The organism is Bradyrhizobium sp. USDA 376 (assembly GCF_054063675.1).
The window spans coordinates 7,803,230-7,827,728 of the sequence record NZ_JBSSGN010000001.1; the positions used below are offsets into that span (position 1 = coordinate 7,803,230).

At 64.9% G+C, this 24,499-nt stretch carries 20 protein-coding genes and 1 pseudogene; 7 read left to right on the forward strand and 14 right to left on the reverse strand.

Going from position 1 to position 24,499, the window contains the following annotated elements; genetic code table 11:
* The first annotated feature begins 33 nt into the window (after positions 1-33).
* From ACVJ19_RS36830 to ACVJ19_RS36845, 4 genes and pseudogenes are all read left to right on the forward strand, one after another.
* Entirely contained in the window at positions 34-1,158 is a 1,125-nt protein-coding gene (locus ACVJ19_RS36830; RefSeq protein ID WP_271584776.1) for a flagellar basal body P-ring protein FlgI, read from the forward strand.
* Positions 1,158-1,532, forward strand: a complete 375-nt coding sequence (gene flgJ / locus ACVJ19_RS36835) for a flagellar assembly peptidoglycan hydrolase FlgJ (protein ID WP_453953933.1) — start codon at positions 1,158-1,160, stop codon at positions 1,530-1,532. Before ACVJ19_RS36830 ends, flgJ begins: the two co-directional genes overlap by 1 nt.
* An 11-nt stretch (positions 1,533-1,543) precedes the next feature.
* The gene (locus ACVJ19_RS36840) at positions 1,544-2,041 is read left to right on the forward strand and encodes a hypothetical protein (RefSeq protein ID WP_453953935.1); all 498 of its coding nucleotides are present in this window, start codon (positions 1,544-1,546) and stop codon (positions 2,039-2,041) included.
* A 159-nt stretch (positions 2,042-2,200) separates the two neighbouring features.
* Positions 2,201-2,561 (forward strand): annotated as a pseudogene (locus ACVJ19_RS36845) (hypothetical protein).
* On the opposite strand, the gene ACVJ19_RS36850 reads toward ACVJ19_RS36845, so the two are convergent.
* The 4 genes from ACVJ19_RS36850 to ACVJ19_RS36865 all read right to left on the reverse strand — a co-directional run bounded on the left by ACVJ19_RS36850 (position 2,562) and on the right by ACVJ19_RS36865 (position 7,048).
* The gene (locus ACVJ19_RS36850; RefSeq protein ID WP_453953937.1) at positions 2,562-2,927 is read right to left on the reverse strand and encodes a hypothetical protein; all 366 of its coding nucleotides are present in this window, start codon (positions 2,925-2,927) and stop codon (positions 2,562-2,564) included.
* Positions 2,928-2,940: 13 nt separating this feature from the next.
* Positions 2,941-3,309, reverse strand: a complete 369-nt coding sequence (flaF, locus tag ACVJ19_RS36855; RefSeq protein WP_183240137.1) for a flagellar biosynthesis regulator FlaF — start codon at positions 3,307-3,309, stop codon at positions 2,941-2,943.
* 286 nt (positions 3,310-3,595) lie between these two features.
* Positions 3,596-5,206 carry a flagellin N-terminal helical domain-containing protein gene (locus ACVJ19_RS36860; protein ID WP_453953938.1) on the reverse strand — a complete coding sequence of 537 codons (1,611 nt, stop codon included), beginning with the start codon at positions 5,204-5,206 and terminating at the stop codon, positions 3,596-3,598.
* A gap of 237 nt (positions 5,207-5,443) precedes the next feature.
* Entirely contained in the window at positions 5,444-7,048 is a 1,605-nt protein-coding gene (locus tag ACVJ19_RS36865) for a flagellin N-terminal helical domain-containing protein (RefSeq protein ID WP_453953939.1), read from the reverse strand.
* Between the two features lie 324 nt (positions 7,049-7,372).
* On the opposite strand from ACVJ19_RS36865, the gene flbT reads away from it, so the two are divergent.
* On the forward strand, positions 7,373-7,813 hold the full coding sequence (gene flbT / locus ACVJ19_RS36870; protein ID WP_453953941.1) for a flagellar biosynthesis repressor FlbT: 441 nt from the start codon (positions 7,373-7,375) through the stop codon (positions 7,811-7,813).
* A gap of 91 nt (positions 7,814-7,904) precedes the next feature.
* Here flbT and ACVJ19_RS36875 read toward each other — a convergent pair whose 3' ends face one another.
* The 9 genes from ACVJ19_RS36875 to ACVJ19_RS36915 form a co-directional block, all read right to left on the reverse strand.
* Positions 7,905-9,401, reverse strand: coding sequence for a pyridoxal phosphate-dependent decarboxylase family protein (locus ACVJ19_RS36875; protein WP_453953942.1), 1,497 nt, complete (start codon positions 9,399-9,401; stop codon positions 7,905-7,907).
* Positions 9,398-10,651 carry an ATP-grasp domain-containing protein gene (locus ACVJ19_RS36880; protein WP_453953943.1) on the reverse strand — a complete coding sequence of 418 codons (1,254 nt, stop codon included), beginning with the start codon at positions 10,649-10,651 and terminating at the stop codon, positions 9,398-9,400. The genes ACVJ19_RS36875 and ACVJ19_RS36880 overlap by 4 nt, the downstream gene beginning before the upstream one ends.
* Before the next feature lies 1 nt (position 10,652).
* Positions 10,653-12,275: a hypothetical protein gene (locus ACVJ19_RS36885; RefSeq protein WP_453953944.1), complete on the reverse strand. Its 1,623-nt coding sequence runs from the start codon at positions 12,273-12,275 to the stop codon at positions 10,653-10,655.
* Between the two features lie 10 nt (positions 12,276-12,285).
* Positions 12,286-13,068 carry a hypothetical protein gene (locus ACVJ19_RS36890; RefSeq protein WP_453953945.1) on the reverse strand — a complete coding sequence of 261 codons (783 nt, stop codon included), beginning with the start codon at positions 13,066-13,068 and terminating at the stop codon, positions 12,286-12,288.
* 73 nt (positions 13,069-13,141) lie between these two features.
* Positions 13,142-15,016 (reverse strand): flagellar protein, encoded by a 1,875-nt coding sequence (locus tag ACVJ19_RS36895; RefSeq protein ID WP_453953947.1) that lies wholly within the window; start codon positions 15,014-15,016, stop codon positions 13,142-13,144.
* A 21-nt stretch (positions 15,017-15,037) separates the two neighbouring features.
* Positions 15,038-16,921 carry a flagellar hook-associated protein FlgK gene (gene flgK / locus ACVJ19_RS36900; protein ID WP_453953949.1) on the reverse strand — a complete coding sequence of 628 codons (1,884 nt, stop codon included), beginning with the start codon at positions 16,919-16,921 and terminating at the stop codon, positions 15,038-15,040.
* Positions 16,922-16,957: 36 nt separating this feature from the next.
* Positions 16,958-19,219 carry a flagellar hook-basal body complex protein gene (locus tag ACVJ19_RS36905; protein ID WP_453953950.1) on the reverse strand — a complete coding sequence of 754 codons (2,262 nt, stop codon included), beginning with the start codon at positions 19,217-19,219 and terminating at the stop codon, positions 16,958-16,960.
* Between the two features lie 289 nt (positions 19,220-19,508).
* Positions 19,509-20,021 carry a peptide-methionine (R)-S-oxide reductase MsrB gene (msrB, locus tag ACVJ19_RS36910; protein ID WP_453953952.1) on the reverse strand — a complete coding sequence of 171 codons (513 nt, stop codon included), beginning with the start codon at positions 20,019-20,021 and terminating at the stop codon, positions 19,509-19,511.
* Positions 20,022-20,108: 87 nt separating this feature from the next.
* The gene (locus ACVJ19_RS36915) at positions 20,109-21,578 is read right to left on the reverse strand and encodes an NAD(P)/FAD-dependent oxidoreductase (protein WP_453953953.1); all 1,470 of its coding nucleotides are present in this window, start codon (positions 21,576-21,578) and stop codon (positions 20,109-20,111) included.
* Positions 21,579-21,774: 196 nt separating this feature from the next.
* Here ACVJ19_RS36915 and ACVJ19_RS36920 point away from each other — a divergent pair, with 196 nt between their 5' ends.
* On the forward strand, positions 21,775-22,311 hold the full coding sequence (locus ACVJ19_RS36920) for a SixA phosphatase family protein (RefSeq protein WP_453953954.1): 537 nt from the start codon (positions 21,775-21,777) through the stop codon (positions 22,309-22,311).
* A 174-nt stretch (positions 22,312-22,485) separates the two neighbouring features.
* On the forward strand, positions 22,486-22,911 hold the full coding sequence (locus ACVJ19_RS36925; protein WP_453953955.1) for a universal stress protein: 426 nt from the start codon (positions 22,486-22,488) through the stop codon (positions 22,909-22,911).
* Positions 22,912-24,156: 1,245 nt separating this feature from the next.
* Here the strand turns inward: ACVJ19_RS36925 and ACVJ19_RS36930 are convergent.
* Positions 24,157-24,393, reverse strand: coding sequence for a DUF1127 domain-containing protein (locus ACVJ19_RS36930; protein WP_183240111.1), 237 nt, complete (start codon positions 24,391-24,393; stop codon positions 24,157-24,159).
* Between the last annotated feature and the right edge of the window lie 106 nt (positions 24,394-24,499).

Sequence of the window (24,499 nt, forward strand, 5' to 3'; positions counted from 1 at the left end):
AGGAGGCTCTTTGGAAGCCTTGGGGAGCAGAGGATGCCAGGCGTTCGTTGGGTGAGGATTGTTGGGGTGGCCTGCGCCGCGCTGTCAGCGCTGGCGTTGTCGGTCACGTCGGCGGCTGCGACCTCGCGCATCAAGGACCTCGCCAATATCGAAGGCGTGCGGCAGAACCAGCTCATCGGCTACGGCCTCGTCGTCGGCCTCAACGGCACCGGCGACACCCTCAACAACATCCCCTTCACCAAGCAGTCGCTGCAGGCGATGCTCGAGCGCATGGGCGTCAACATCCGCGGCGCCACCATCCGCACCGGCAACGTCGCTGCCGTGATGGTGACCGGCAATCTGCCGGCCTTCGCCACCCAGGGCACGCGCATGGACGTCACGGTGTCCGCGCTCGGCGACGCCAAGAACCTGCAGGGCGGCACCCTGCTCGTCACTCCCCTCCTCGGCGCTGACGGCAATGTCTACGCGGTGGCGCAGGGCTCGCTCGCGATCTCCGGCTTCCAGGCCGAGGGCGAGGCCGCCAAGATCGTGCGTGGCGTGCCGACCGTGGGGCGCATCGCCAACGGCGCCATCATCGAGCGCGAGATCGAGTTCGCGCTCAATCGCCTGCCGAACGTCCGCCTCGCGCTGCGCAACGCCGACTTCACCACCGCCAAGCGCATCGCGGCCGCGGTCAACGACTATCTCGGCGTCAAGACCGCCGAGCCGATCGATCCCTCGACGGTGCAACTGTCGGTCCCGCCGGAGTTCAAGGGCAACGTCGTCGCCTTCCTTACCGAGATCGAGCAGCTCCAGGTCGATCCCGATCTCGCCGCCAAGATCGTCATCGACGAACGCAGCGGCATCATCGTGATGGGCCGCGACGTCCGCGTCGCCACAGTCGCGGTGGCGCAGGGCAACCTCACCGTCACGATCTCCGAGAGCCCGCAGGTGAGCCAGCCCAACCCGCTGTCGCGCGGCCGCACCGTGGTCGCGCCGCGCAGCAGCGTCACCGTCACCGAGGACGGCAGGAAGCTGGCCCTCGTCAAGAACGGCGTCTCGCTCCAGCAGCTCGTCGACGGCCTCAACGGCCTCGGCATCGGCCCCCGCGACATGATCAGCATCCTCCAGGCGATCAAGGCTGCCGGGGCGATCGAAGCCGACATCGAGGTGATGTGATGCAGACGAGCACGATCAATACCCCGCACCTCACGACGTACGCGCCAGCCTTCTCCGTCGAGAGCCGCAACGGCCGGCCCGACTTCGAGCTCGCGGCGGCCCTGCAAAAGGTCGCGCCGCAGCAACAGGCCAAGGCGCAGAAGACCGCCACCGACTTCGAGGCGATGTTCCTCAACAGCATGTTCTCGCAGATGACGTCGGGCCTGAAGGGCGATGGCCCGTTCGGCAGCACGCCCGGCACCGGCGTGTGGCGCTCGATGCTGACCGAGCAATATTCCAAGAACTTCGCCAGTGCCGGCGGCGTCGGTGTCGCCCGCGACGTCTATCGCACCCTGATCATCCAGCAGGCGAAAACCACTCTTCGTACGGCATAAGGTCCAACGAGATGAACCAGTTCAACGCCTCACGTCAGCCGATGCAAGCGCAGCGCCCGAACAACGCGCCCGGCAGCGCCGAGGCGCGCAAGCTCGCCGAAGACCTGATGGACGCGATGAGCGCCCTGCTCGGCCTGATCGAGCGCGAGACCGAGCTGGTGCGCGCCGGCAAGGTCCGCGAGGCCATGACCCTCGAGAGCAGAAAGCAGGAGCTGTCGCGAAACTACGTCGGCGCCGTCAGCCAGCTAAAGGCGAGCCAGGCCCAGCTCGCGAAATCCGCGCCCGAATTGCTCTCGACGCTGCATCGGCATCACGATGCGTTCCGCGCGATGCTCCAGGTCAACCTCACGGTGCTCGCGACCGCGCATGCGGTCTCCGAGAGCGTCGTGCGCGGCGTCAATGCCGAGATCCAGAAGCGCAACGTGCCGAATACCTATACCGCCGCCGGGCGTCGCGCCGCTCCCGGCCCGCGCCACATCACCCCGCTCGCGGTCAGCCGCTCGCTCTGAGCGCGCACAAAGACCGGCTACAATTTTAGGAAAAACCGCGCGGCGATGTCGTCGCGTGGTTAGTCACGTTTGCTTACCGGGTCTTCAGTCCTGGTGTTCCAAGGTTGCGTTATTAGAGGGGTTGGGATTTGACTCAAGTAAGGCAACCAGGAGGCTGCCATGAGTACAGATTTCAGCATCAGGCCGGTGGGGATACCGCGCCCCCGTGCAGATCGTAACGACGTCGAATTCGGCGGCGAATGAAGCCGTGCAAACTGATCTTCCGGTGAGCCAGACGGTCGCCGCGAGCGATGCGAGCGCGATCGTGCGCAATGATCTGCACAGCAACGACAACGTCTCGCGCCAGGTCGTGTTCGACCAGGCGGCGGCATCCTTCGTCTTTCAGGTCGTCAATGACAGGACGGACGCAGTGGTCAACCAATTTCCCGATGAGGCCATGCTGCGGCGGCGTGCCTACTTCCATGCACTGGACTTGAAGTCCGAACCCACGCGTCCGCTCAACACGGACCTCAGCGCCTGATCAAGTGGTCCGCGTCGCTTGGGCGGTGTCGATGTAGGTCGACCCGGTCGCGGGGTCGGTGACGACGTTCTTGATCTGGGCCTTGCCGTTACCCGTCAGTATGAACTTGGTGTTGCCGAACCGAAACGCCGAGTCCTTGATCAGCACCTGCTGGTACTGTGACGTGCTGCCACTTTGATAGTGGACCTGCGCGCGGAAGCCATCGATCTGCGAGATGCTGAGCGAGAACGTCTTTCCGTCGGGATACTTGCCCGTCCACGCGCCCTGATAGAGCGAGGGATCGACCGGAACGTATTTGGTCTTGCTTGGAATCGACATGCCGGCCGACTTGTACGAGCTCGACAGGATGCTCATCACGTCGGCCACGACTCGTCTCCGTCTACGGCCGCCCGGACAGACCGGCGGCAATATTCCTGTTGATCTCGATCAGCGGACGGAAATGATCGAGCTGCGGACTGGCCTGGAGCGCCGCGGTCTGGCTCAGCACGAACACGCTGATGTTTGCGATCTTCTGCCGCACGTCGATCGGCTGCGGATTGGTGTCCCGCATCGCCTCGCTCAGGAAAATGGTCCAGAGCTTGCGGTTGAACATCAGGGCCTGCATCGTCTGCTCCCCGAAGGGGTCGTCACTGTTGATCGCGTCTTGCAGCTTGTTGGCGGCCTTCAGCAGCGTTTGCGCCTCAATGTCGCGAGGGGACGCAGTGGTCGTTGCGACGCGCGCATAAGCCGAAGCAGCAGAACTCGACATTTATCACCCTGGAAGTTTCCTTGCCCATTATGCAGGCTTAAGGATTCATTCCGACACTAGGCAGCACCGTTTAAGATTTGCTTACGTGAGAGTGCGGACAGTCTCCGGACAATTACGGGCCCGGATCTCATCGTCGCTTCGAGGATAAATCCGAGAGGCGCACTGTAAACGATGCATCGCAGCCTGCGCCGATCTCGACTAATCGAGCGTTAGCGATCTCGCTCAAAACAACGGCGAAGCTTTCAGCTTCGCCGTTGCATCATCTGTCACTTCGTCGGCGCTACTCTTAGCGCAGGAGCTGAAGCACGCTTTGCTGCGACTGGTTGGCGAGCGACAGCGCGGACACGGCGATCGACTGGCGGGTCGAGAGCGCCTGGCTGTTGGCCGCTTCCTCGTTGGTGTCGGCGAGGGTCAGGCTCGAGGAGCCGGTTTGCAGCACATTGATCAGGTTCTTGCTGAAGTCCTGTCGGATCTGCACGATCGACAGGTTCGAACCGAGCGTCGACGCTTCCGCGCGCAGAGTGGTGCTGGCCGCGTTGAGCGAAGTCAGAATGGCGTTCGCCGAATTCGAGTCCAGGAAGTCGACGCCCTGGTTCAACGGCGCAAGGCTGAGGCCGGCGTCGTTGAGAGTCACGCCCTGAATGGTCAGCGTCGAACGTCCAGTCTCATTGAACACGAGCTTGAGCGTATCGCCGTTCAGCAGGTTGACGCCGTTGAAGGAGGAGTCTTGCGCGGTGGTGTTGATCTGCGCGAGCACGTTGTTGTACTGCGCGACGAGGTTGGCGCGCGTCGCCTGCGAATTCGCGTCCGCGACGGGCGGCTGCGCGATCAGACCGTAGAAGGGCTGACCGCTCGCCGCGGCCGTGCCGCCGATTGCGCCGATCGTCAACGAAGCGGCATCGTTGCTGGTTACGATGTTGAGATGCCCCGTCGGGTCGATCGTTGCCTGCAGATTGTTCGGCGCCAGGGCTGCATTGAGCTGATTGAGCGTGGAAATCTGCCCGGTGCCGGTACCGAAGGTGATGCTGACGGGGCTGCCGCTGCCGGTCGCGCCGATCGTCAACGTCTTGCCGCTGAGCGGAGGCGGGACGCGGGCGGTGGTGCCGGCGGCGAGGCCGAGCGCCGTGAGCACGTTGCCCGAACCGGAGATCGCCAGATCCTGGGCCGTGCCGGTGCTGAGCACGAGCTGACCGCTACCGTTGACGGTCGACGCCGTACCCGCGCCCGTGATGCCGTCGATCGCGTCCAGCACGGTCTGCACCGAGAGAGCGCTGCCGGTGCCGATGCCGATCGTGACGTTGCCGAATGAGTCCGTGGTCGAGGTGGTTTGCGCGGTCGAGAATGTAATCGTCTTGCCGTTGACGGTCAGAACCGAACCGTTGGTGATGGTCGTGCCGAGGTTGTCGGACGACGTGCCCGCCGTGCCGACCAACTTGGTCGCAGCGGTGATGTTGGCGGCAGTGGTGGTATTGTCGTTGGTAACGGTGCCGCCGTTGACCGTGTTGTTGGTGTAGGCGGTGCCCAGCAGGTTGTTGGCGGTTGCACCGGTGATCGCGGCCGCCGTCACGTTGGACTTGGGCGAATAACCCGTCGGGCTTTGCAGCACCTGGCTGGCGATCGACTTTGCGCTGTCGACCAGCTTCTGCAACGAGGTGATGCCGGTATTGGCGGCCTGCAGAACCTGCACGCCATTGCTGATGCCGTCGAGGAGATTGCTGATGTCGTTGGCGCGATTGTCGAGCCCCTGGGCGGTAAAGAAGTTGGTCGGGTTGTCCAGCGCCGTATTGACCTTCTTGCCGCTCGCAAGACGCTGCTGCGTGGTGGCGAGCAGGTCGGCTGTCGACTGCAGCGACAACAGGTTCTGGCGAACTGATGCCGAGAGAACGATGTTGGACATTGGCGGATCTTCCTCTTGCGCGACGCTGTACGAATCGGTGCTCGCCGATCGGGGAATGCACTTTCGTCCAGTCTTAGGGGGTCTCCTTTAAATTAAGGTTAATGGCGGCTTAAGCAGCAAGGTTAACGAGGCGTTAACGCGCCCCGGTTCCCCTCGGCCTCGCGCAAGCGCGCAACAAAAAAAGCGGCGGGGCAAAAGCCCCGCCGCGATGCCTTGAGTGACGACTTTCGTCGCGTATCAGCGCAGAAGCTGCAACACGCTCTGCTGCGACTGGTTGGCCAGCGACAGCGCCGAGACCGCGATCGACTGGCGGGTCGACAGCGCCTGGCTGTTGGCCGCTTCCTCGTTGGTGTCGGCCAGCGTCAGGTTGGACGAGCCGGTCTGCAGAACGTTGATCAGGTTCTTGTTGAAGTCCTGGCGGATCTGCACGACCGAGAGGTTCGAACCCAGCGTCGACGCTTCCGACCGCAGCGTGCTGCTGGCGGCGTTGAGCGTGGTCAGAACCTTGTTGGCCGAAGCGTTGTCCAGGAAGTCGGTGCCCGAAGTCAGGGACGAGATGCCGAGACCAGCGGTGTTGAACGTCACGCCGGTGATGCTCAACGTCGACTTGCCGGTTTCGTTGAACGTCAGCTTCAGCGTGTCGCCGTTCAGCAGGTTGACACCGTTGAACGAGGCATCCTGGGCGGTCGTGTTGATCTGCGCGAGCACGTTGTTGTACTGCGCAACCAGGCTGGCACGCTGGGCCTGCGAGGTCGGGTCGGCAACCGGAGCCGCCGCAGTCAGGCCGTTGAATGCCTGGCTGGCGCCAGCCGCAGTGCCGCCGATCGTGCCGATCGTCGCGGAAGCCGCATCGTTCGTCGTCGTGATGGTGATCTTGCCGTTCGAGTCGATCGAGGCCTGCAGGTTGTTGGCTGCGAGCGCCGTATTCAGCCCGTTCAGGGTCGAGATCTGACCGGCGCCGGTGCCGAACGTGATGTTGGTCGCAGTGCCGCCAGCGGTTGCGCCGATCGTCAACGTTTTGCCCGAGATGGCCGGCGGGACACGGGCGGTGGTACCAGCCGTCAAGCCGAGGGCGGTGAGCACGTTACCGCTTCCCGAGATCGTCAGGTCCGAGGTCGTGCCGGTGCTCAGCACAAGCTGGCCACCGGTGACCGTCGAAGCCGTAGCCGCTCCCGTGATACCGTCGATCGCGGTCAGCACGCTCTGCACCGTCAAGTTGCTGCCCGAGCCGATGCCGATCGTGACGTTGCCGGAAGCGTCGGTGGTCGAGGTGGTCTGCGCATTCGAGAAGGTGATGGTCTTGCCGTTGACGGTCAGGACCGAACCGTTGGTAATGGCCGTGCCGAGGTTGTCGGAGCCAGTGCCGGCCGTACCAACCAGCCTGGTGGAAGCCGTGATGTTGGCGGCAGTCGCGGTGTTGTCGTTGGTAACGGTGCCGCCGGTGACCGTGGCGTTCGTGTAGCCCGTACCGATCAGATTGTCGGCAGTCGCACCGGTGATCGCAGCTGACGTCACGCTCGACTTGGCGGAATAGCCCGTCGGGCTCTGCAGCACCTGGTTTGCAATCGACTTGGCGCTGTCGACCAGTTTCTGCAGCGAGGTGATACCAGTGTTGGCGGCCTGCAGCACCTGAACGCCGTTGCCGATGCCATCGAGCAGGTTGCCGATGTCGCTGGCGCGGTTGTCGAGGCCCTGCGCAGTGAAGAAGTTGGTGGGATTGTCGAGAGCCGAGTTCACCTTGCGGCCAGTCGAAAGACGGGACTGGGTGGTGGCGAGCAGGTCGGCGGTGGACTGGAGAGAGAGCAGGTTCTGACGAACCGATGCGGAGAGGACAACGGACATACTGGTACCTTTCTGGTAGCTACGCGTCCCATCTGACCATGATTGATCAGACGACCGCCGGAACCTGCGTCCAAGCCTCTAACAATCCGTGAAATGAAACCCGCGCTTTCTCTGCGTCGGCGCGCGAGCCTCCTCCCGGAGCAACCGCGGAGGCGACCAAAATGCCGCTACAACGCTCAAATCACTGAACTTTCGGCCGCAAGCGTATTCGTTTACTCCCCGTTAACCATGTTGCGCGACGATCGCCCCAAATCGCTGCCGATCGTCGCCATATAGAAGGGGCGCACCGACCGCTTGCTGCAAAAGGATTGATGGAGAACAGGCATGGCTCTCAAGGTCGAGCTCAAACCGCACGAGCGTATCATCGTCGGCAACTCCGTGATCACCAACACGGACCAGCGCGCGCGCCTCCTGATCGATGGCGACAACGTGCCGATCCTGCGCGAGCGCGACATCCTCACGCCCGAGACCGCCGACACGCCGGCCAAGCTCGTCTATCTGGCGGTCCAGCTCATGTACATCTCGCCGGACCCGCAGACCCAGCACGGCACCTATTTCAGCCTGGTGCGCGACATTGTTACCGCGGTGCCGAGCGCCTGGCCGATCATCGAAGACATCAACAACAACATCATGAGCGGCGATCTCTATCGCGCGCTGAAGGATGCCCGCAAGCTGATCGCCTATGAGGAGAAGCTGCGGAACCAGTTCGAGGCCACGCATCCCAAGACGGTAGCGGACAAGAGCGACGTCAGCACCGCCGCCTGAGCACAGGCGTTCGCGCGAACGACCAAGCCACACGAACGACAACGGCCCCGGATCGCCTCCGGGGCCGTTGTCGTTTCAACCATGTATCGCGTTATTGCGCCACGAGCGACGGCGCCTCGACCTCGATCACTCCGCCGCTGCGTCGTCCGCCGAACTCCAGCACGGCCGCAACCAACGCATCGATATCCCTTTCCTCGGTGCGGTGATTGACGATCGCGGCACGGATTGCAAACTTGCCGTCCAGTGTCGTGCCCGAGGGCGCGGCGATGCCGGACTCCTGGATGTCGGCAACGACCTCGCGATTGACCGCATCGCCGCTACGATAGCGGAAGCAGACGATGTTGAGATTCACCGGCGCCAGCAATTCCAGCCGCGGTTCGGCCAGCACGCGCGCCTCCAGATATTTGGCCAGCGCGCAGCTTCGTGCGATCACCGCACCCAGCCGGTCGGTGCCGAACGTCTTCAGCGTGAACCAGGTCTTCAGCGCGCGGAAGCCGCGCGACAGATCGGGACCGAGATCGCAGGGCCAGACCGTACCCGCCGCAAGGCCCCTCGCCTCGCGGCTCAGATAGGCTGCCGGCTGCGCAAAGGCCTGCCGGTGCTGTTCGCCGTCGCGCACCAGCAGGAAGCCGGCGTCGTAGGGCACCTGTCCCCATTTATGGAAGTCGAGCGCAATGGAATCGGCGAGCTCGATGCCGCCGAGCAACGGCGCGAGTTCGGGCGAGAGAATTGCGAGCGCGCCGAAAGCGCCGTCGACGTGAAACCAGATTCCCTCCTCGCGGCACAGCTCAGCGACGGCCCTGAGATCGTCGATCGCGCCGACATCGACCGTGCCGGCGGAAGCGACGACGAGGAACGGCTTGAAGCCGACCTCGCGATCGGCCGCGATCTGCGCACGCAGAGCGCCGACGTCGATGCGATGGTCGGTATCGACGCCGATCTTGCGCAGCGCATCGGTGCCGAGCCCGGCGATGTCCATCGCCCTGGAGACACAGCCATGCGCGGCCCGCGACGTGTAGGCCGTGAGCAGCGCACCGTCATTGCCGATGCCGTATTGTCGCGCCAGCGTGCCGAGCGCAGCCGTGCGCGCCACCAGCACCGCCATCAGATTGGCCATCGACGTGCCCGTGACGAAGATGCCGCTCGCGCTCTCAGGGAAAGCGAACAGGCGGCGCATCCAGTCGACGATCTGGCGCTCGACCTCGATCGGCATGTGGTCGCGCCCGCCGAGATTGGCGTTGAGACCCGCGGCAAGCATCTCCGCGACCATGCCGACAGCCGTACCGCCGCCATGCACCCAGCCCATGAAGCCCGGATGAACGTTGCCGGTCGCGTAGGGCGCGACATGCGCGGCGAACTCGCGATAGACTTCGGCGAGGTCGGTTGCCTCGCGCGGCACGTCTGCCTTGAACACCGCGCGGACATCATCGGGGATCGGCTGCCAGACCGGACGCGCGCGGACGTTGGCGATGCCGTCGATCGCCTCGTCCAGCATGCGATGGGCGAGCGCGCGGAACTCGCTCCAGTCGTGCGGATCGAGCGAGGTGTGCGTGACGGAGCCTTGCGCGTTGCGGATGATCTCGTTCATGCTGCAGTCCCTTCGCCCGCGTTCGCATGCCGCGACAGCATCGCCGTGAACGCGGCGAAGATCTTGCGCATCTGCGGCGGCTTGTATGGAAACACGGCGGGCGGATCCATGTTGTGCACGACGGCGGTGTTGTCGGCCTCGAACACCAGCAGCTCGCCGTCCTGGTTCTCGGCGCAGTCGACGATGAAATAGTCGAGCCCGACGCGCCGGCTCATCTCGTCGAGCGCATTCTTGTGGCGAGCCGCGAAGGCGTGATCGAAGTCTTGCATGAAGACGGCCTCTTCAGCGCGCTTCTCCTCGCTGAACGCCATGTAGGCGTTGAGATACCAGATGTCCCAACGATCGGCGATCGCCATGTGACAGGCATAAGGCTTGCCGTCGACCATGGTGAGCCGGATCTTGCGAAAGAGCCCGTCGGGGCTCGCGTAGTTGACGAAACGCGCGACGAAAAAGTCCTGCTCCTGTCGCTCGGCCAGATAGGCCTTCAGCGCCGCAGCATCGTCGACCTTCGCGAGCCCGACGCCGGCGTGCGTGCCGCGCGGCCGTATGATCATTGGAAAATGCAATTCGCTCGTAATCTCCGCGCAGGCGATCCGTCCCTCTGAGAGACCCGTCAATTGCGCACGGGTCGCGTTGGCGGTCACGGGAATATCGAGACCGGGGATATCAGCCAGCAACCGATAGAGCTTGTCGCGATCGAGATTGCCAATCAGCTCGGGGCGATTGAGCAGAGGCCGCGGCCAGCGCGGTGCGGCCTGTTCGATGACGGCGAGCGCCTCGCGGCATTCCGCGGAATCGGAGGCGACTACGATGGCGATGTCGTGATCGGGCAATGTCTCGGGCAGGCCGACGCCCTTCACCACGTAGAGCGTCAAGAGCTCGATGTCGGAGCCTTCGAGCAGGAATTCGATCGGGGTGTTGCCGCCCATGTCGATATCGGCCGCGAGCGCGAGCACACGCATGCGCGGTTTCGCGACCGCGCAAGGCGTGCGAAACAATTGATGGAAGGCAAGCACCTCGGTCTGGATCACCAGCCCGGCCTCCTTCTCGCCGAGAAGCTGGGCAATCAGCGACAGGTCCAGCCCTTCGCCGGCCTCCGCGGTTCCCTCCGCAATCCGCGCCAGAAGATGCTCGCGCAGCGGATGCAGATCGCCGCCCTCGAAGGCCCGGCGCGTCAACTGCGCAAAGCCGATGCGGTCGGAATGGTTCGGTGTGGTCATGCCGTTCGGCGCGGAAACAGGAAGCAGCATCTTAGGTCTCGAGCACAGACTTTCCCGGCGCGGTCGCCGTATGGTCGAGCAGCAGCTCGATCTTCGCCAGCACGTGGGCGATGCGATCGAGCATAGCTTGCAAATTGCGTTGCGCTTGAGCGGCGTCCGCCGACCAGGCTTCGGTGACGAGCCGCGCGCCGACGCACAGCCGCAGCAATCCTTGCGGCTTGCCGTCCGTCCGCTCCAGCCGCACCGGCTGGCCGATGAGACAGCGCTGTGCGGCGATCTGCCGGTCCGCCGCACTGCCGTCGATCTCGTCGCTCATATCGCGGGCCAGAGCGCGATGCACGGCGCTGGTGTCGGCGATGGAGACTGGCTTCCCGTCGCGCAGCAGCGTGAATGGAAAGATTGTGCCTCGCGCGAATTCCTCGTCGTCGACGCCGCCCTTCTCGGATGCGTTCGGAACGGGGCGAAGCGCCGGCGACAGCGCGATCATGCTGTCGATGCCGGACGCGAGCTCGGTCAGCGCCTTGGCGCGGAATGCGCCGGGCACGGCATAGTAGCTGCCGATCTCCGCCAGCGCCGCCTCCCAGCGCAGCCATTGACCGAAATTCGGCCGGCGCTCGAAGCGCGAGCGCAGCGCCGTCCAGGCCATCGGCCAGTCGCAGCGGCCGGCATAGTCAAAGATGCCCGGCGCCATCGCGCCAATCCGGTCGATCGACCGCGACAGGCCCTTCGGCACCAGCAGCGCGCCGCTGAAGGCGGGGCCGCCGAAGAATTTCGAGCCCGTCATCAGAACCATGTAGCCGCGATCGAGATAGGAACGCAGCCGGCGGCGACCGAGTCGCGCCTGGCAGGCATCGACGACCACCTGAACCTTGCGCGGCCAGCGCCGCGCGATCTCATCGAGGCAGGCAGCACTCGGCGCGCGCCAGCCGAGTTTTGACGAATCCATGATGTGCAGAAGAACGCACCGGCCTTGCGCGAGGCTGTTCTCGATTGCACGCATCACCGCGGCATCCGCATCGGCGCGCATCGCGATGTCCGGCGCCGCGTCGAGCAGCGGCACCGCAATGCTGTCGCCGGCGAGCCCCGCCACCGCGCCGTCCTTGCGCACCGCGAGGCCGCTCGCCGTCATGGTGCTGAAATGGCGGCCGGCCGCGGTATGGGTCGTCCCGCTTCCGGTCTGATCGGCGCCAACCACGATCGTCACCGGCGGTGCGCCGAGCACCGCCCGCGCCAGGAACAGGGCATGAAGCTGGGAGTCGGTGCCTGACGGCGAGAACACGATGTCGACCCGCGGCGAGAGCTGGAGATGCCCGCGCAGCTCCTCGCGCATGCTCTCGCAGCGTGCGTCGAAGGCGACCTCGACCTCGTCGAACAGGCACTTGTGCATCAGCTCTTCGCGCGCCAGCGCGGCGCGATCGTAAGCGACTTGCGAGATCGTAGACGCGGTCGAGGAGGCGAAATTCCAGATCTCCGGCTCCGGCGATGGCCCACAGCCATAGACGTTGACGCGATCGTCAGGGTCGAGCGTCAGGCGCGGATCGCCGCCGGAGACCAGCAGCGTGTCGAGTGGCGTGAAGAGATCGCGCAAGCGATAGCGCGAGGCGCCGTCGGGCGCTCGCTCGATGTCTGGCAGACGGGATGCGCCGGTGCTCATCCCGGAGCGCTCAGGCCGCGTCGGCCGCCGCCGCGGGCGCCGGCGCGAACTGCGAGGCGATATCGCCGTGGAAGACCGACGGCCCGACGTGATCGAGCGAGCTCTGGATGTCGGCCCAGATCTCGCCGCCGATATCGGTCCAGCGCTTGCAGAAGGCGAAGTCCTCGGAGAGATAGGTGCCGGTCGCAGGGTCAATCATGCATTCGAACAGCGCGAACCGGTTCTGGCTCGCCGCCAGCGTGTCGTGCGAATGCTCGCGGAAAAACTGAAGGTTCGCATAGTCCGGATGGCGGCACATCGCCTCCAGCACGTGGCGCCGGATCATCAGGAAGCCCGTGCCGGCGTAACGCACGCGGGTAAAGCCGTTGACCACCACGATGCGGTCGGGATCCTCGATCTCGAGCACGTAGTCGAGCGAGGCGGCCGGCACGTCGGCCCGACCCGACTGGATCGCACGCGCGGCCTTGTCCCAGTTCACCCGCTTGATCGGATAGCAGCCCGCAACGACATCCGCGCCGCATTCGATCAGCCGGAACACCTGCTCCGGCTTGAAGCCGATATCGGCATCGATGAACAGGAAATGCGTCGCCCTGGGATCGTCCAGGAACATCGCGACGAGGTTGGCCCGCGCCCGCGTGATCAGCGCATCGCCGTCGCGCAAGTGCACCTTGAGATCGAGATTGGCCATGCCGTGCACGGCGCGCTGGAGCGCGAAGATCGAGCTCGCATAGATGCTCGACACCTGCCCGCCGAAGCAAGGCGTCGCCACCACCAGCTGCATCCTGTCAGACATCGCCCGCTCCGCCCCCGCTTGCAATCCTCACCAAGAGGTAAACAGGCATGGTTAACGGCGTCTTAACGCATCCTTACAGGAACTTGACGAGCGAGAGCTGCGCGAGGTTCGAGGTCACCTGGTAGGACGCCTGGAGCGCGTTCTGGAGCGCCAGGATCTCGCTCGCGACCTGGTCGGGCGAAGCCGATTCCGCCTGGTCGACGATGGTCTGGAGCTGCGCCTTGGCCTGGGTCTGGCGCGTGGTCGCGTCCTTCATCGTGTTCTGTGCCATCGCGATGTCGGTCTGGATGTCCTCGATGCGCTGCTGGCCCGGCTGCTGGGTCAGCGCCTGCGTCACCCGCAGGCTCAGCGCCGAGACCTGCCCGCCCGAATACTGGCCAGTCGGCGAGGTCGAGAAGGTCCCGAACACGGCGATCGCCTGCAACTGGCGGCGGATCGCGTCCTCGTTCGCCTGCGCGCCGTACTGCACCGTGACGGAATCGTCGACCCGCGCCATCGCGGTGGAGCGCGGCGAGCCGGGCCCGTCATTGCCGAGGTACCATTTCACGGTGTTGGCCGAGCCGTTCACCAGCGTCGTCGCCGAGCTCGCCGGCGAGGAGCCGACGCGCAGCGGCGGCTGCGTGGCGGTCACCGGCGTCGCGCTGAAGCCGAGCGAGCCCAGCGCACCCGTGTTCGAGCTCGTGATGTTCAGGCTCGCCGCATCGTCGGTGTTGATCGTGATCGCGCCGCCATGAACCGTCGACGGCTTCGAGGTCCCCGTGATCGCGTCGATCTTGCTCAGCAGGGTCTGGATGCTGTCGGTGACGTTGAGCTGGTCGCCGGTCGCCCCCGAGCTGACGAAGGTGAGCGTGGTGCCGTTGACGGTGATGGTGTCGCCGGCAACGAAGCCCGGCGAGATCGAGTCCGAGGGGCTCGTGCCGGACAGCGCGGTCGCACCGCTGATCGGTGCGGCGGGCACCGCCTGGTTGGTCTTGGGAGCGCCGATCGCGGAGCTGGCTGTGTTGAAGAAATTGTCGCCGGCGGTCACGGCGGACGCCGCGACCAGCGAGGTGTTGGCGAGCTTCTTGATCGCCGTGTTCAGCGCCGTGTTGAGATTGGTCGCGGTGTTGCCCGGAGTGGTCGTATCGATCGCAAAGCTGCCGACCGGCGTCGGCGTGGCGGTCGAGGCGGTCAGATCGATCTGCTCGGTCGTACCATCTGGCAGCGTGAACTGGATGCTGAGCTTGTCGCCGTTGTTCGGATTGACGCCGTTGAGATCGACCGAGAAGGACACCAGCGAGCCGCTCGGGCCGGTGACGGTCGCACCCGTCAGCGTCGAGGACACCGCCTTGATCTTGAGCCCGAACGGCGAGCCGGCGACGTCCTCCGACACCTGCACCGAGCTCGGCGTCGGCTGCGTCTGCACCAGCCGCCCCATGCCGTTGGCCCCTAAGTCGGCGGCCTGGCGCTCCGCCATGACGGTCTTGAACCCAGCCTGCGTCGTGGTGCCGTTGATGATGTCGCCGGCATTGGCGACCGACTGCGTGTTGACCGCCGTTCCCGAAAACAGATAGCGGTTGCCCGTCTGCGTGTTGAGCACGCCGACCATCGAGCCGAACTGGGCGGCGGCGGTATTCTGCGCGATCGTCTGTCCGTTGACGTTGAGATCCTGCGCGGTGTTGGCCGAGCCGGTCTGCACCGTGTTGCGGATCGTCGTCAGCGACTGCAGCGCGGTGTTGGCGAGGTTGATGTTGACGTTGACGTTGGTGATCGTGTCGGTATAGGCGGCGATGTTGGAGAGCTGCGCGCGCGAGGCGATCGCGAAGCCCTCGTTGGTGCCCATGCCGGCATAATTCTGCGACAGCTTGCCGGTCGAGAGCTGCGTCGACAGGTCGGTGAGCTGCTGATTGATGTTGCGGATCTGCGAGCCCAGAACCGACGAGGAGTAGTTGATGCTGCTGATCGACATCTTTCAGAGCCCTGTTACTTTTTACACTTGAGCCTGGAGCAAGGTGTTCATCATGCTCTGCACCACCGACATCACGTGGGCGTTGGCGGCATAGGCATTCTGGAGCTGGATCAGGTTCGACATCTCCGAGTCCAGATTGACGCTGGAGGTCGAGTTGAACTTGGCCTGCAGCGTCGAGACCACGACGCTCTGGCCCTGCTGCAGCTGGGTGGCCTGGGTCGAGGCGTTGGCCTGGATGCTCAGGAACTGCTGGAGGTAGTTCGAGACGCTGCCCGTGAAGGGCTGGTTCGCGGAGCCGAGGCCGGTCGTCGGCGAATAGGAGAACACCGCATTGGTGAGCTGCGAATAGAGATAGTCCGAACGCGTGGTGTCACCAGCGGGCGTCACCGGCGAGGTGTTGTAGACCGACAGCCGCGTGGGATCGCTGACCAGCTGCGTGCTCACGGCGATGCGCCCGGCAAGCCCGGTCATCTGCGAGCCCGACGCCGTGATCGCGCCGGTGTAGAGCGCCTGCCCGCCGTCGGTGAACACCGCCAGCTGCGGGCTGCCCGAGGTCAGCGACGAGATCGTCTTGGTGGTCGAGGCCGAATTGACCTTGGCAAGGCCGGTATTGTCATCGGTCACCCGCAGCGTCGTGGCCGTCGCCGGCGACGGCGCGGCGGAGAACGACAGATGCGAGCCTGACAGCGCGGTATTGAGTGCGGCGGCGATCGCGCTCATGCCACCGGAAAAATTGACGCCCACCCGCATCGGATTGGCGTTGGTGGCGTTCTGGAGCGGCAGCGCCGCCGGATCGGTCACGTTGACCAGCGTGATCTGGCGCTGGGTGTTGGTCGCCGCATCCGTGTAGGTGATGTTGACCGTATTGCCCGGCTGCGCACCGGCAAGGTCCAGGTCGAAACCGGCCGGCGGGCCCGAGACCGTGCTGCCGGCCGTAGTCTTGTCCGACAGCGCGCTCGACATCGTTGCGGCGAGCTGGTCGATCTGGGTCTGCGCCTGCACCAGCGTCTGATCGCGCAGCTTCAGGTCGGCCGCGATCTGGCCGGACGAGACCACGTTGTTGGCGACGACGTCGAGCTGCGAGCCGTTCGGCAGCTTGATGTTGAGCGCGCCGACGCCGGACTTGGCCGGGTCGATGTTGTAGAGCGAGGTCGCCGACAGTGCGCCGGCGGAGGCAAAGGTGAACTGCGAAGCGAGCCCGGCGCCGACCAGCTGGACGCCGGTCGTGGTGTAGATGCTAGCCTGGTTCGAACCGTCGGTGGTGACGCGCACGTCGACGAATTTCGACAGCGTGTTGATGGCCTGATCGCGCTGGTCCATCAGCGTCGCGGCCGAGGGATCGTTGGCTGACAGGCCCTGGAGCTTGGTGTTGATGTCGGCGATCTGCTGCATCGCCGCGTTGGCGGCTTGCGCCGAGGTGCCGAGATCCTGCTCCACGTTGGAGCGCAGCGACTGGATGCCCTTGGTGGTGACGTTGAGCTGCTGCGCCAGCGCCTGCGCCGCGCCCAGCGCAACGGTCTGCGCCGACGACGAGCCCGAGCTCGTCGACAGCGCCTGCAGCGCCTTGGTGAAATTGTTCAGCGCGGTTTCGAGCGTGCCGTTATTGCCGGGCGTGCCATAGACACTCTGAAGCTGCTTCAGGATGTTGGCCATCTGGTCGGCGTAACCGCTGCCGCCGGTCTCGGTGCGCAGCTGGTTCAACACAAAGGTGTCGAGCTCCCGGCTGACGCCGGTCGTCATCGCCGTCGAGCCGAAGTCGCCGGTGGTGACCTCGATCTGGTTCGCCGTCTGGACGACGTAACCCGGCGTCTGCGAGTTGGCCACGTTGGAGGAGACGATCGAGAGCGCGGCCTGGTTGGCACGCAGACCGCTCATCGCGCTGGCAAGGGCTGAACTCAAACCCATGTGTACTTACCCGCCTTTGGTTACGTCACGCGTCGATCAGCGCAACACGTTCAGGAGGTCCTGCACCATTGAATTCGCTGTCGTGATCACCTTGGTGTTGGCCGAATAGGCCTGCTGGGTCACGATCAGCTTGGTGAACTCGTCGGCGATGTCGGTGTTGGATCCCTCCAGCGACGAGCCGCTGATGGTGCCCGAAGCGCCGTCGATGGCAGGGCCCGACTGTTCGGTCGCGGCATAGGCGCCGCCATCGAGGGCCTTCAGGTAGTTGGTGCCGTTGAAGTGCGACAACGAGACCTGTGCGAGGTCGAGGTTCTGGCCGTTGGAGAAGGTGCCGACCACGAGGCCGTTGTTGTTGACGGAGACCGAGCGGAGCTGACCGGCGGCGTAGCCGTTCTGGGTGATGGTGTTGATGGTCACCGCGCCGCTGGTGCTGGCGTATTGCGTCAGGCCGCCCGAGGAGATGTTAAAGGCGACCGAGCCGAGCTGCTGGCCGCTGACGGAGACGTTGTTGATGGTGATGCCCGAGCCGCTCGGCGAGGTCAGCGAGCCGTCGGCGGCGAAGGTGAAGGTCTGGCCGGTGTTGACCCAGGCCGGCTGCGCCGCACCCGTTGCGGCCGGATCGGTTTGGTAGAACAGGTTCCAGCTATCAGTGTGTCCGGGGCCCAGCGAAGCGCTGTCGGTCTTGGCCCAGCGCAATTGCAGGTTCACCGGCGTGCCGGCTGCATTGTACGCGGTCACTGCACCGCCGCTGATCGATTCCTTGGTGAAGGTAGCGACATCGGCGCCCATCACAGCGCCCGTACCGGCCGTGCCGCCGCCGTCGCGGTTCTTGGTGATGGTCGAGGTGAAGCCGAGCGCGGCGAAGGCCGCACTGTTGGAGCTGGACACCTGCAGGTTGGAAGCGGTGCCGGTGTTGAGCGTGATCACGCCGCTGCTGCTGACCGACGAGCCTGACGCGCCGGCAAGAGCGTCGATCTTGCCGAGCAGTGTCGTGATGTTGTCGGTGACGTTGATCTGGTTCGGACCCGAAGCACCCGACGCGACGAAGGTGAGCGTCTGACCGTTCACGGTGATCGTGTCCGCGGGCGGGCCTGCCGAAAAGCCCGACGACAGCACCTGGGCGCCGCCGGCGGTCGCGGTGCCGCTCAGCACCGTGGAGCCCGAGATGGCGGGCGAGGACAGCACGTTGCCGCCGCGCGTCACGCTGCTGATGCCGAGGGCCGTCGCTGCCGTGCCGCTGTTGACCGCCACGTCGGTGCCGGTGCCGCTCGAGATCTGGATGTTGCCGCTGGCAGAGAGAGAGGCCGTGACACCGGCACCGCCCGCCGACTGAATCGCGTTCAGGATGTCGGCAACCGTTGCGGTGGTACCTGCGCCAAGACCAATCGTGGAGTTGGTGCCGATCGTCACCGTGGTGCCGGCGTTGAAGGTGATCGTGTTGCCGTTGATGGTCAGCGTCTGGCCGCTCAGCGCGGTGAGAATGCTGGAGGCGAGATGCGTGCCCACGGTGTTGTCGAGAGACGTGGTGGTCGAGGCCACCGCGGACGAATTGTTCTGGAGCGCAACCGTGCCCGTCCCGGTCGTCGAGGAATAGGCCGAGCGAATGTTGCCGGTGGCGGCCGCGCCGGAGACCGTCGCGTTGGTATAGGGTGCAGGCGGCGTGCCCACCGGCAGCGGGTTGGCCTGGAAGTCGGACGGGTTCAGGCCGCCGGCCGCCAGCAGCGTCTTGCTCGCCGCGGTCGAGCTCGCCGCCGTGTTCGGCTGGGACGGCAGGTTCGCGGCGTACTGGATCGAGGTGGTCGCCTGGGCCGGGATGAAGTTGTTCTGGAATTTCAGGACCGTCGCCACGTTGCCGGTCGGGTTGCCGGTCTTGGGGTCGACCGTGGTGCCCATCAGATAATAGCCGGCGCCGTTGACCAGGTTGCCGTTGGCATTGAGCTGGAAGTCGCCTCGGCGGGTGTAGTAGGTGACGCCGCTGAACACCGGAACGTTGTCGACGACGCCGGTCGCCTTCTGGATCGAGAAGAAGCCGTCGCCGGTGATGGCCATGTTGGTGGCGACGGTGGAGGACGAGATCGTGCCCTGGGTGGTGATGGTCGCCTTGGCGTTGGCCGTCACGCCGCCCGCGACCTGCTTGCTGGGCACCGAGGCGTCGGGAATGAGATCGACGAAGCTGGTGCCGATGCCCTTGTAACCGGTGGTGGATGAGTTCGCGATGTTGCCTGAAATGTTCTGCAGCGCGTAGGACTGCGCCTGCAGGCCACCCACCGAGGTGTTCATTGCATCGAAGATACCCATAACTTTGTCTCCAAATCCGATCCCGGCGGCCGGTCGACCATGGCCGCAGTCGGAAGAGACAGTCGCAAGGGCTATGCCAATGCGGGTATCCTCAGGAAATCAATGACTTAAACAGGAAGCCCCCGGTCGAATGACCGGGGCACAATTGCCGGCCGGCAACTATTGCCGGGACGATTGTCGTTCCGGGGCGGTCCGCAGGACCGAACTCTGGTGCGCAATTGCGCACCTGAGAATCTCGAGATTCCGGATTCGATGCTCACGCATCGCTCCGGAATGACACCTCAACTACTTACGTCGCCGAGGCCGCAGCCGGGTGGAAAACCAGCCCGAAGCCGTCGATGCAGTATCGCAATCCGGTCGGCTTTGGACCGTCGTCGAAGACGTGGCCGAGATGGCCGCCGCAGCGCCGGCAATGCACCTCGGTGCGCACCATGCCGTAGGTGCGGTCCTCGGTCTTGCCGACATTGCCCTCGATCGGCTGGTAGAAGCTCGGCCAGCCCGTGCCGCTCTCGAACTTGGTCTCGGACGAGAACAGCGGCAGGTCGCAGCCGGCGCATGCGAAAATGCCCTTGCGGTGCTCCTTCAGGAGTGGGCTGGAGCCGGGCCGCTCGGTGCCGTGATTGCGCAGGATCTCATATTGCTGCGGCGTGAGCTGGGCACGCCATTCGGCCTCCGTCTTCGTGATCTCGAACTTTTCCGCGGCCTTCTCGCCAGCCTCGGCAGGTGATCCTCTCAGCCAGGGCAAGGCCGAAAGGCCGAACAGGCCGGCGACAGTCGTCAGCAGGATGCGGCGGTCAAACATCTCATTCTCCGTGCGCGGGAAGTCCACGCCCTGAGATACGGGCTCTAACGGCCGACGTTACACTTCCGGGCGGAATTTTTCTCGCGCTTATTGCGGGACGCTGGCGTCCTGCGAGGCAGGTTCCGCAACCTGTTTCACGCTTTGGGCGGCATGTTCCGGTGCAGGCGCCAGCCGCGGCCGCACACCCGGCGGCAGACGGCGCGGACCGGTGCCGGCGGCGCGGTTGGCCTCGGCGAGACGGGCCTCGCGCTCCCTGTCCTTGACCCTGGCACGTTCGCGGTAGCGGGCCAGCGAGCCCGCGGCGGCGGAGCTCGCCCTGCCCCAGATCCCGACCAACTGGCCGGCGACGCGGCCGGTCGCCCCGCCCGCCCAGACCAGCTCGAACGGCGAGAACAGCTTCCAGCGGTCATCGCCCCACAGGATGCTGCGCACGATCAGCTGTCCGGCCATGGCCGAGGTGTTCATGCCCTGGCGGCCGAACCCGCTCGCCACCCACAGGCCTTTGCGCAACTGGCCGATTTGCGGCATGCCGTGCACGGTCTGTCCGGTGGCGCCGCCGAACGTCTCGGTGATCTCGACGTTGCCGAGCTCAGGGAAGATCGTGCGGATCCGCCGCTTGACGCTGCCTGCAAAACGCTGCGGTCGCGCGGCCCAGGTGGTCTCCGGACTCTCCCACATCAGGCGGTCGCCATCGACGATGCGAAAATGGTCGACGCCATCGGAATCCATCACCGATCCCTTGAAGGCGATGAACTCATGCACGCGGTCGCCGAGCGGCGCGGTGATCCCGGCATAACGCCAGACCGGCAGCAGCGTCTCCGACAGGCGCCGCAAGGGCGCGCCGAGATGGATGTTGCCGGCGAGCACGATGTGGGTGGCGCGCAGCCGCGCCGAGGGTGTGACGATGCGCTTGCGGATGCCGGAATGATCGATGCTGACGACCGGCGTCTCCTCGAAGATGCGAGCGCCCGCCCGCCGCGCCAGCGCCGCAAGGCCGTGCACGTATTTGCGGCCGTCGACCTGGAACGCCCTTGGGTAATACACGCCGTGGAAGTAACGATCCGTCTTCAGCATCTCGCGGACGCGATCGACTTGCCAGCCCTCGACCTCGGTGTCGAAATCCTCGTTCAGCATCTGCAGCCGGCTGATCAGCCGGTCGCCGGCATCGACGTTGGAGACTTCCAGCACACCGTCGCTGGGGGCGATCCCCGGCATGTTCTCCTCGGTGGCGTTGGCGCGGACGAATTCGGTACCCTCCTTCGACAGTGCCCACAATTCGCGGGCGTCCTCGAAGCCGATGCGCTCGATCAGCTCGGTGAGCGGCAGCGCAAAGCCCGGCATCACGGTGCCGAGCTGGTTGCCGGAGGCGTTCCAGCCGATATGGCGCCCCTCGAGCACCGCGACGCTGGCCCCGAGCCGGGCTGCTTCCAGCGCGATGGAGAGCCCCGCAAGCCCGGCCCCGATCACGCAGATGTCGGCGTCGAGTTCGAACGACAGCCGCGCGCGCTCGCGAAAGCCGGCTTCTTCCTGGGGCACGCTTGTGAAAGTCTCGCTCATGTCGTTTTCTTAGAGCATGATCCGGAAAAGTGTGCAGCGGTTTTCCGAAAAGATCATGCTCAAAACAACAACTTAAATCGCGATGACGATTTGTTCTAATCCCATCGCCGCTTTAAAGAACCGATCGGGCGCCTGTCACCTTGTCCTCAACCGGCGCCTGTAGATTATCCTGGACGTGGAACGATTCGAGAATGCCATGCGCCGTTTGATGCTGCTGCGTCACGCCAAGACAGAGACGGACGCGCCAAGCGGCCGTGACCAGGATCGCCGCCTCGACGACCGCGGCCACAAGGATGCCGCCCAGATGGGCGACTGGATTGCCGACCATCCGCCCTTCCCCAATGCCGTGCTGGTGTCGCATGCCGTCCGCGCCCGGCAGACCTGGGACATCGCCTGGGGCACGATGAAGGACCGCGTCCCGGCGCCGCAGGTCGAGGTCCTGCCGGAGCTCTATGGCGCCCATCCCGCGCAGATCCTGGAGGCCATTCGCACTGCAACGATTCCCGCCGATCCGAAGCGATTGCTGCTGGTCGGCCACAATCCCGGCATGCACGAGATCGCCCTGATGCTGATCGGCGGCGGCGATCATGCCGGCGCCAAGGCGCTTGCCCACAACCTGCCCACGGCGGGGCTTGCGATCTTCGACTTTGACGTCAAGGATTGGGGGGACGTGGCCTACCGCCGCGGCAAGCTGGTGCTGTTCGTCAGCCCCAAGCTGCTTCGATCGGCCTGAGACGCGCGGGCGCTGGCTCGACCGGTTGACCAGCCTGGTCACATGAGCGTTTTCGAGCGAAGTGGACACCGGTTCGCGAAGAAAACGCGTCCAAACAAGAAGCCAGAACTCCGTTCCGATTCCATCGGAACGGAAAAGGCTCTAGACTTCCTGTCTGGAAGACTGGAGGCGCAGATGTTCAAGTCCATCCTCGTGCCCATCGACCTCGCCGACACCGATCTCGCCAAGCCGGCGATCGCGACCGCGGCAACGCTATCGGAGACCTGGAGCGGCACGGTGCGCCTGCTCAACGTGCTGCCGATGACGCCGGTGATGCTGGCCGAATACGTGCCGGCCGATTTCGACGAGCAGCAGCGCCAGACCTCGGAAGAAGCCCTCGCCATCGTCGCACGCGAATCCGGCATCGACGCTTCCCGCATCTCCAGCGTGGTGCGCCAGGGCGGCATCTACCACGAGATCCTGGAAGAAGCCGTGCACATGAAGGCCGACCTGATCGTGATGACCTCGCACCGGCCGGCGATGCGCACCTATTTCCTCGGCTCGAATGCCGGGCACGTCGTGCGCTATGCCAAGTGCTCCGTGCTGGTGGTCAGGCACTGAGCGTTGCACCCGGTCTCGTAGGGTAGTTAGCGCGCGGCTGCGCGAAGCGCAGTCCGCTGCGTAATCCTCCACTGTCTCTCTCCGCGGAAGCAGAAGAGGTGGATTACGCCTTCGGCCAATCCACCCTACGCACTTACAAGTCCTTGTGTTGCTCGACGGGCAAAACACCCAAACGATCGGTCAAGACGCCCAGTCAAAAATATTCCACTTTACCGAAATTCGGAAACGGCATATGTGTCGCCGCAACCCGGCCCAAGGAAGAGGGGCGTATCGCGATCGTCACGAACGCGGGCCGGGCGGCGGTGGACGCAGATGGCGTTGGCGCGAACGGGTTTGCAGGGCGGGAGACCGTGAGCAAAGACCTCGCGCATACGACCGGTGCCATCAGCGTACGGCCAAATCGTGTGGTCCTGGCGCCCGGGGTCTGTGCGCCAAGTCTTGCGGTGATGTGGCGGCCCGACCGGGTCCGCGCATCAGCCATCCACGAGGCGACGGGGGCAATAGTGCATCGCTCCCCGGGGAGAGCACGACATAAGCCGTAAAACCACTGCGCAGGGAAGGCCGGGATGTCCGGGCTTCACCTGTATGCCGCTGTGCAGATTTTTCGACTACCAAACTTCGCACAGTGGACCGCGGGTGCCAGCCGGCTCCCGGCCTTCCCTGCGCCCTCTTTCATTGAGGGCAAGGCATTGAGGCAAAGCTCGGGCGATATGAGCCGCGAGGATGCGAAGGTGTGTCTGTTATTTGAAAAGCGATGCCAGACGATGCCGCGAACACCAATCCAACACCGTCACCCTGAGGTGCTCGACTTGCGGCGCGCCTGCGCCGCAAGTCGGGCCTCGAAGGGCGACGGCCCGGCTGCATCTCGGCCGTTCATCCTTCGAGGCTCGGCTTGCGATGCGTTTGCATCACAAGCCTCGCACCTCAGGATGACGGAATGGGTACTGTCTCCGCGGCGGGATTCCGGATTGCTTCCGCCCTCGCTCAAGCTTCGGCGGACAAGTCGCTGCGCTCGCAACGACGATGTTGAGGCAAGTGTGCGCGAAAACTGGGTCTCGTGCCCCGGACGCAGCGCAGCGTCTCTTCGACGGTGCGCTGCTGAGCCGGGGCCCATGCAGCACCGAGCGCCTTGGCTTCCTGGATCCCGGCTCTGCGCCACACCGCTACGCGCTGCGTCGCGTCCGGGACACGAGCGGGACGAGCTTCACCACGCCCGGACCTGCCGGGCGTAGCAACAGAGGAAGCTCACAGATACCGCGACAGCTCGGTCTTGAACTGCCCGTAGACGGCGTCCTCGATCTGGCTGCGATTGATGCCGATGTCGCGCAGGGCGCGGTCGTCGAGCTCGTTCAGGGTCTTGACGGCGGAGCGGCGCTCCAGGCGATCGAACAGGGCATAGGCGGCGGTGACGAGCGTGCCAAAAAATCCGCTCGAGGAGGATGGGCGTAAACTCCGCCCGGCAGTTTGCGAGATCGTGGTCATTCTTCTTCTCCGGCGTGCTGTTCCGCGCGGCGAAGCAGGTGCCGTTGGCGCGGACGCTGTCAGCGCCTGCACCTCATTTGCCATCGGATTGCTCTCGCTCCCCTCG

What these genes read in the sequence shown, in the direction of transcription:
- ACVJ19_RS36830 (WP_271584776.1), top strand. Translation starts at nt 34, where the DNA reads ATGCCAGGCGTTCGTTGGGTGAGGATTGTTGGGGTGGCCTGCGCCGCG.
- ACVJ19_RS36885 (WP_453953944.1), bottom strand. Translation starts at nt 12,275, where the DNA reads ATGAGCACCGGCGCATCCCGTCTGCCAGACATCGAGCGAGCGCCCGAC.
- flaF (WP_183240137.1), bottom strand. Translation starts at nt 3,309, where the DNA reads ATGTCGAGTTCTGCTGCTTCGGCTTATGCGCGCGTCGCAACGACCACT.
- ACVJ19_RS36865 (WP_453953939.1), bottom strand. Translation starts at nt 7,048, where the DNA reads ATGTCCGTTGTCCTCTCCGCATCGGTTCGTCAGAACCTGCTCTCTCTC.
- ACVJ19_RS36895 (WP_453953947.1), bottom strand. Translation starts at nt 15,016, where the DNA reads ATGTCGATCAGCAGCATCAACTACTCCTCGTCGGTTCTGGGCTCGCAG.
- ACVJ19_RS36890 (WP_453953945.1), bottom strand. Translation starts at nt 13,068, where the DNA reads ATGTCTGACAGGATGCAGCTGGTGGTGGCGACGCCTTGCTTCGGCGGG.
- ACVJ19_RS36905 (WP_453953950.1), bottom strand. Translation starts at nt 19,219, where the DNA reads ATGGGTATCTTCGATGCAATGAACACCTCGGTGGGTGGCCTGCAGGCG.
- ACVJ19_RS36915 (WP_453953953.1), bottom strand. Translation starts at nt 21,578, where the DNA reads ATGAGCGAGACTTTCACAAGCGTGCCCCAGGAAGAAGCCGGCTTTCGC.
- ACVJ19_RS36840 (WP_453953935.1), top strand. Translation starts at nt 1,544, where the DNA reads ATGAACCAGTTCAACGCCTCACGTCAGCCGATGCAAGCGCAGCGCCCG.
- ACVJ19_RS36875 (WP_453953942.1), bottom strand. Translation starts at nt 9,401, where the DNA reads ATGAACGAGATCATCCGCAACGCGCAAGGCTCCGTCACGCACACCTCG.
- ACVJ19_RS36920 (WP_453953954.1), top strand. Translation starts at nt 21,775, where the DNA reads ATGCGCCGTTTGATGCTGCTGCGTCACGCCAAGACAGAGACGGACGCG.
- ACVJ19_RS36925 (WP_453953955.1), top strand. Translation starts at nt 22,486, where the DNA reads ATGTTCAAGTCCATCCTCGTGCCCATCGACCTCGCCGACACCGATCTC.
- flgJ (WP_453953933.1), top strand. Translation starts at nt 1,158, where the DNA reads ATGCAGACGAGCACGATCAATACCCCGCACCTCACGACGTACGCGCCA.
- ACVJ19_RS36860 (WP_453953938.1), bottom strand. Translation starts at nt 5,206, where the DNA reads ATGTCCAACATCGTTCTCTCGGCATCAGTTCGCCAGAACCTGTTGTCG.
- msrB (WP_453953952.1), bottom strand. Translation starts at nt 20,021, where the DNA reads ATGTTTGACCGCCGCATCCTGCTGACGACTGTCGCCGGCCTGTTCGGC.
- flgK (WP_453953949.1), bottom strand. Translation starts at nt 16,921, where the DNA reads ATGGGTTTGAGTTCAGCCCTTGCCAGCGCGATGAGCGGTCTGCGTGCC.
- flbT (WP_453953941.1), top strand. Translation starts at nt 7,373, where the DNA reads ATGGCTCTCAAGGTCGAGCTCAAACCGCACGAGCGTATCATCGTCGGC.
- ACVJ19_RS36880 (WP_453953943.1), bottom strand. Translation starts at nt 10,651, where the DNA reads ATGCTGCTTCCTGTTTCCGCGCCGAACGGCATGACCACACCGAACCAT.
- ACVJ19_RS36930 (WP_183240111.1), bottom strand. Translation starts at nt 24,393, where the DNA reads ATGACCACGATCTCGCAAACTGCCGGGCGGAGTTTACGCCCATCCTCC.